Below are 5,604 nucleotides of genomic sequence, written 5' to 3'. Positions count from 1 at the left end.
TCGCTGCTGGTGAGCGGCTGGCCGCGCCGCACGTTCGCCGGTACGCCCGGTCTGATGTGTCCCGTCCGCGACCTTCGAAGCGAACAGTAGAGTCCCGGAAGCGCCTTCCGCTGCTGTCCGGCTCGGCCTTCGCGTCGAGCACCAGCCGGACCGCGCGTTCCCGCAGCTCAGCGGGGTACTTCACCGGCACCGGCACCGGCGTTCGCTTCTCCTGGCTTGAGGGTCTCCAGCAAACCCGGCGCGAGCCATCCGGGGCGCTCTACCTGGTGAGTGACGGGAGCGTTCCGAGCCGGACGTGCCTCACTGCTGGCTACGACCGCGGGAAGTGTGGCTACCGGCGGCAGGATGCACGGATGGCCGACCCATAGCTGGATGCTGTCGCCCGTCCGCCCCTGCGGGCCTTCGGCGAGTAGGTCGAGCAGGACGGCGGCGACGTCCCCGGCTGCCATCAGCCCGGGCGCCGACGGGCGGTCGCCGAGGAACCTCCAGTACATCGGGGTGTCTGTCGCTCCCATGCCGAATGAGTTCACGCGGACCCCCTGCGGGCGCAACGCCCGGGCCCAGGAGTGAGTCAGGCCGTTGAGAGCCCACTTCGATGCGTCGTAGAGGTCGAATGCCGGGCCGCCGCCGGGCGGCCGGGGGGTACTGGCCCATGGGCAGGCCGGAGCGTCGGCGTGGTCCAGCGCCTCGGGCCAGCCGCAGGTATGGATGTGGTCGGCGGTCACGTTGACGATGTCACCGCCCTGGCGCACGAGGTAGGGGATCGCGGCCCGGCCGACGAGGTACACGCCGCGGAGATTGGTACCGAGGGTGCGGTCGCAGTCGTCGACGGCCTTGTCCCAGGAGTCGCTGACCGGGTTGGTCGGCAGGCACACGGCGGCGTTGTTCACGACAATATCGATTCCGCCGAGTCGCTCGGCTGCGCCGTCGACGAAACGGCGGACGTCGTCGGGCGAGGACACGTCGGCGACGGTCGCCCAGAAGGAGCCGCGGCAGCCCGTCAGGTGGGAGGCCAGATCCTCGACGGATGCGTCGGAGTCGCACACGGCAACGTGAGCGCCTGCCTGGGCCAGGGCCCGCGCGTAGGCCAGTCCGAGTCCTTGAGCGGCCCCGGTCACGATGGCCTTGCGTCCTTCAATCGATGCCGTCATCGCCTCGCCTCGTCTCGCCTTTCGCACTGGCTCACTGTGCCGGACCGCCGCCCCGGCTGGCGGGGTCTGACGTTCGCAGCGGGAGCCACCAGTCCTGGACCTGCGCTGCCAGGCGTTCCGAGAGCGTACGTTCGAGTTCGGTGGCGTCCGGCTGCGGGGGCGGCATGTCGGTGGGCGTCAGCGGTGATGCCCCGCCGATCGGGTCTACCCACTCGAGGCGGATCGCTTCCAGCACGTCGCGCAGAGCTGGCCTGGCTTCCTCATGGTGCGGACTGGTCTCGTGGGCGAGGAATCCTGCGAACCTGTCGAAAGATTCGAACGTGTAGTACGTCCCCGGCTCCTCGCCCCGCCAGTACTCGTAGCGGCGGACGTCATGCTCGCGGCTGTGGGTCGCGGCGTAAAGCTCGCTTGCGATCTGTTCGAAGCGCTCCTCGGCCCCCGGACGTACCCGGATGTGGACCAACAGCGTTGCCATACGACTGTTCCCTTCCGAACTGCCTGCGGCTCGGCGCCGCGCATCGGCCACGTCGCGGGGCCGGGGCACGCACCTCGCGCATCGCGCATCGCGATCCACGCACCCCAGCCCCGCTCCTTGATCCACACCCCTGTTGCCGGACGCTCTTACCCGCCCGCCGGTCAGCTGGGCGCCAGGGCGTCCCGGGATGAGGCCACGCGGGCGGCGTCGACGGCAGCAGAGAAGTGCCGGTTAGTCATCGTGCGCACGAGCTCGACGCCACGCTCGTTGCCGAGGTCAGTTCCCGCGCCGACGAGCACAGCCGTCGCCGTGCCGGCGACGCGGTGGGCAAGCCGGTATGCCGCCCACAGCCGGTCGAGCGGGTAGTCCTGGACCCCGCCTTTGACCAGCTCGCGGTGATAGCGCTCAACCAGGGCCTCTTCGTGGGCGGCGCGCACCTCGGCCGTGAGGCTGCCGCCGAGCAGATAGGCCAGGTCGTATGCTCCTGGCCCGCGGCCGATCGACTGCCAGTCGAGTACAACGAGGCCGGTTCCGTCGCGTTGGAACATCAGGTTCTCGCAGCGGTAGTCGATGTGCAGGATGGTCCAGGGCTCATCCGCCAGTTGCTGCATGAACGGCCAGTAGCGGTCGAGAACCTCCTCGCCGAGTGCCTCGCCGCCGTCGGGCAGGTCCGTCCCGAAGCGCTGCACGAACACAGGCCACAGCTGCGGCCACAGGTCTGCCATCATCTTCATCCGCGGGTGCACGATGCTCGGGATCCAGTCGAGCTCCGGCGTCGACACCTTCCCCCACCAGGAGGCGTGGAGGTCAGCAAGGGCAGTCACGGCCTGCTCCGCCTGCACCAGGCTCAGGCCGGCGAGCTGATCGACCATCCCCAGGGCGCTCAGGTCCTCCATGACGATGACGAAGTCGGCGCCGTCGCTGGCCTTGCGGGCGTGGAAGCATTGGGGCACTCGCGTCCTGGTCTGGGGCGCCAGTTCCCGGTAGAAGCGCACCTCGGATTCGTAGAGGTTGCGTTCGTGCGCGATGGCCCGGTTCTCCCCGGCCGAGGCGGCCAGCTTCACCACTACCGACGCTAACTGGTTCGGCAAGGGCTGGTCGTACGTGAGCGTAACCCGCCACTCGTCCGCCATGAGCCCGATGCCGACACCGATCCGCTCCGTGTGGACGTCGACCACATGAGCTGGCGTGGTGCCGAGCGCGGCGGTGAGCCACGCCGGGGTGATGTCGGCGATGCACGTCGGGATGGCTATTTCAGTCATATCCGGCCCTCCTTCGGGTCGTCTGCCGTGGCTGGATCCGCGGCGTTGGGCTCCTGGCGGCGAGCACGCGCTTGTCGGCGTAGCCCGGCACCGAAGTGTTCTGCACTCAGGCCCGGCCAGCAGCCAGTTCGCCTCTGCGGGCGCAACGGGCTGCCCGCGGCCCCAGAAACATATTAGTCAATCGATTAGTAATTGAACATACCCACTGGTCGTGGGAGGATGCTGGCACACCCAGAGACCGATGCGGGGGCCATGTGAGTCGAGCAAAACCGTTCAGGTTCGGCCTGCAGGCGTACCAGGCGACGTCCGCTGAGCAGTGGCGCACCCTCGCCCGCGAGGCCGAGCAGCTCGGCTACTCCGCTTTCCACCTCGCCGATCACTACTTCGGGCCGGGCCCCCTGGAGGCGGAGACCCGCCACCCGGTCCAGGATCTCGCTGCCATCCCCGCCATGGCCGTTGCCGCCGCGGCGACCGACACCATCCGGATCGGCTGCCGGGTGCTCTGCATCGACTATCACCTGCCTGCGGTGCTGGCCAAGGAGCTGGCCACCCTCGACTTTCTGTCCGGCGGACGTTTGGAGATCGGGCTCGGCGCGGGCTGGATCGAGGCGGAGTACCGGGCCATGGGCATCCGCTGGGACCGGCCCGGCGTCCGCCTGCAGCGCCTTGAGGAGGTCATAGACCTGCTCGAGGCCCACTTCAGCGGCGAGCAGATCGCCGTGGCGGGTACGCACGTGCAGGTGAGTGGCTACCAGGGCGTGCCGGCCCCGGTGCAGACACCGCGCCCGCCCTTCATGGTCGGCGGGGGTGGCGAGCGCATCCTGCGGCTGGCGGGAAGGCGGGCCGACATCGTCAGCCTGAACTTCGACAACCGCTCAGGCCGCATCGGCTCGGACGGCGTCGGAAGCTCGACGGCGGATGCCACCGACCGCAAGATCGGCTGGGTCCGGGAGGGCGCCGGTGACCGGTTCGAGCATCTGGAACTTGAGATCGCCGCGTATTTCACCATGGTCGGGGTCGACCCTCCGAAGGCGCAGGCGCACCTGTCGGGCGCGCTCGGTCTGCCCCCCGAGACGCTAGCCGACCACCCGCACGTCCTCGCGGGGTCGGTGGACGAGATATGCGAGCGGCTCGTGGCTCGGCGGGAACGCTACGGCATCAGCTATGTCACCGTCGGCGCACGGGTGCTCGAAGACTTCGCGCCGGTCGTCGCCCGCCTCGCCGGGACCTGACAGCATGGTCGCAGGGATAGCCGACCGCGCTGCAGTGGATCCGGCTGGCTGGGCGCTAACGGATGGCACTGAGAACCTGACCTGGGCCGAACTCAACGACTGGCTGAACCGCGCAGTCCACGCGCTGCTCGGCGCGGACCTCGGCCCGGACCGGCGGGTCGCGATCCTTGCGCAGAACAGCGTGCAGACGGCGATCGCGCACCTGGCCGTGATCTACGCCGGCGCGTCGGCGGTGCCGGTGAACTGGCAGCTCCGCCCGGCTGAGGCTGGTCACGTCCTGCGCGACAGCGCTGCCAGGCTGGTCCTCGCCAGCCCGGAGTCCGCGGCCGTGGCCAGGCAGGCCGGTGCCCCCGCAGCGGTAGTAGTCGACTCGTTTGCTGAGTTCGCCGCCGCCGCCCCGCGGCACGAGCCGCCTGCCGACCTGCCGCCACGGCGGGCGCTCATGTACACCTCCGGTACCTCTGGAGTGCCCAAAGCGGCTGAGCAGGCTCTTGCGATGTTTGCCGGCGGCGCGACCGTTGCCGAGCACGTGGCGAACATCGCCGCCAGCGCGGTCGCTCAGCTCGGGCCGCACCTGGTCGCGGGGCCACTGCACCACACCGGGCCGCTGCACGGGCTGCGCTGCCTGGCGGGGGGCACGCCGATGGTTGTGCTGCCGCGGTTTGACGCGGCCGCGGCGCTGGGGGCCATCGACCGGTACCGGATCGCGAGTTCGACCATGGTGCCGACGCATTTCTCCCGGCTGCTGGCGCTGCCCGCCGACCTGCGCACCCGACACGATGTCAGCAGCATGCGCCAGATCGCGCACACCGGAGCGCCATGTCCTGCCGATGTCAAGCGCGCGATGATCGAGTGGATGGGCCCGGTTGTCGTGGAAGCCTACGGCTCTACCGAGATCGGTACCGTCACGGCGATCGATTCGACGGACTGGCTCGCGCATCCAGGTTCGGTCGGCCAGGCGGTGCCGCCGTTCGAGGTCAGTATCCGAGACGGATACGGACAGGAGCTTCCGATTGGCGCCGAGGGCCTGGTGTGCGTGCGCAACGGGCGCGACGGCGGTCCGCGGTACCTGCATGACCCGGACAAGACGGCGGCCAGCTTCGTCGGCGACGGGTACTTCGTCATGGGCGAGATCGGTCTTCTCGACGCGGACGGGTACCTCTACCTGACCGACCGGGCGTCTGACCTCGTGGTGTCTGGCGGGGTCAACGTCTACCCGGCTGAGGCCGAGGCAGTGTTGGCGGCGCACCCGGGCGTGCAGGACGTGGCCGTCATCGGCGTGCCCGTTCCCGATCTCGGCGAGGCGCTGCTGGCGCTCGTGGTGCCCAGGGATCCCGCGCTCGCAGGCGAGGACCTCGTCGCCTGGTGCCGGGACCGGCTGACTCATTACAAGTGCCCACGTGCGGTGAGGTTCGTGCCCGACCTGCCGCGCACCGCGATGGGCAAACTCAACAAACGCGACCTGCGTGCTGCCTACGGTGCCG

The 5,604-nt window shown here is 69.6% G+C and carries 5 protein-coding genes; 2 read left to right on the top strand and 3 right to left on the bottom strand.

From position 1 onward, the window contains the following. Nucleotides 1-167: 167 nt before the first annotated feature. The 3 genes from U9978_RS16180 to U9978_RS16170 form a co-directional block, all read right to left on the bottom strand. Nucleotides 168-1,151 (bottom strand): SDR family NAD(P)-dependent oxidoreductase, encoded by a 984-nt coding sequence (locus U9978_RS16180; RefSeq protein WP_322761968.1) that lies wholly within the window; start codon nt 1,149-1,151, stop codon nt 168-170. 31 nt (nt 1,152-1,182) lie between these two features. Beyond that, complete coding sequence (locus U9978_RS16175) at nt 1,183-1,626, bottom strand: antibiotic biosynthesis monooxygenase family protein (protein ID WP_322761967.1); 444 nt, start codon at nt 1,624-1,626, stop codon at nt 1,183-1,185. Nucleotides 1,627-1,787: 161 nt separating this feature from the next. Next, the gene (locus U9978_RS16170) at nt 1,788-2,888 is read right to left on the bottom strand and encodes a phosphotransferase (RefSeq protein ID WP_322761966.1); all 1,101 of its coding nucleotides are present in this window, start codon (nt 2,886-2,888) and stop codon (nt 1,788-1,790) included. Between the two features lie 254 nt (nt 2,889-3,142). Between U9978_RS16170 and U9978_RS16165 the strand changes: the two genes are divergently transcribed. Continuing rightward, nucleotides 3,143-4,120 (top strand): TIGR03621 family F420-dependent LLM class oxidoreductase, encoded by a 978-nt coding sequence (locus tag U9978_RS16165; RefSeq protein ID WP_322761965.1) that lies wholly within the window; start codon nt 3,143-3,145, stop codon nt 4,118-4,120. Between the two features lie 4 nt (nt 4,121-4,124). Beyond that, the coding region (locus U9978_RS16160) for an AMP-binding protein (RefSeq protein ID WP_322761964.1) at nt 4,125-5,604 on the top strand (1,480 nt) is incomplete at its 3' end.

Source organism: Protofrankia sp. Cr2, assembly GCF_963555885.1.
GTDB lineage: Bacteria > Actinomycetota > Actinomycetes > Frankiales > Frankiaceae > Protofrankia.
Note: the sequence above shows the minus strand (reverse complement) of the source record. Positions and strands in the feature narration are given on the sequence as shown.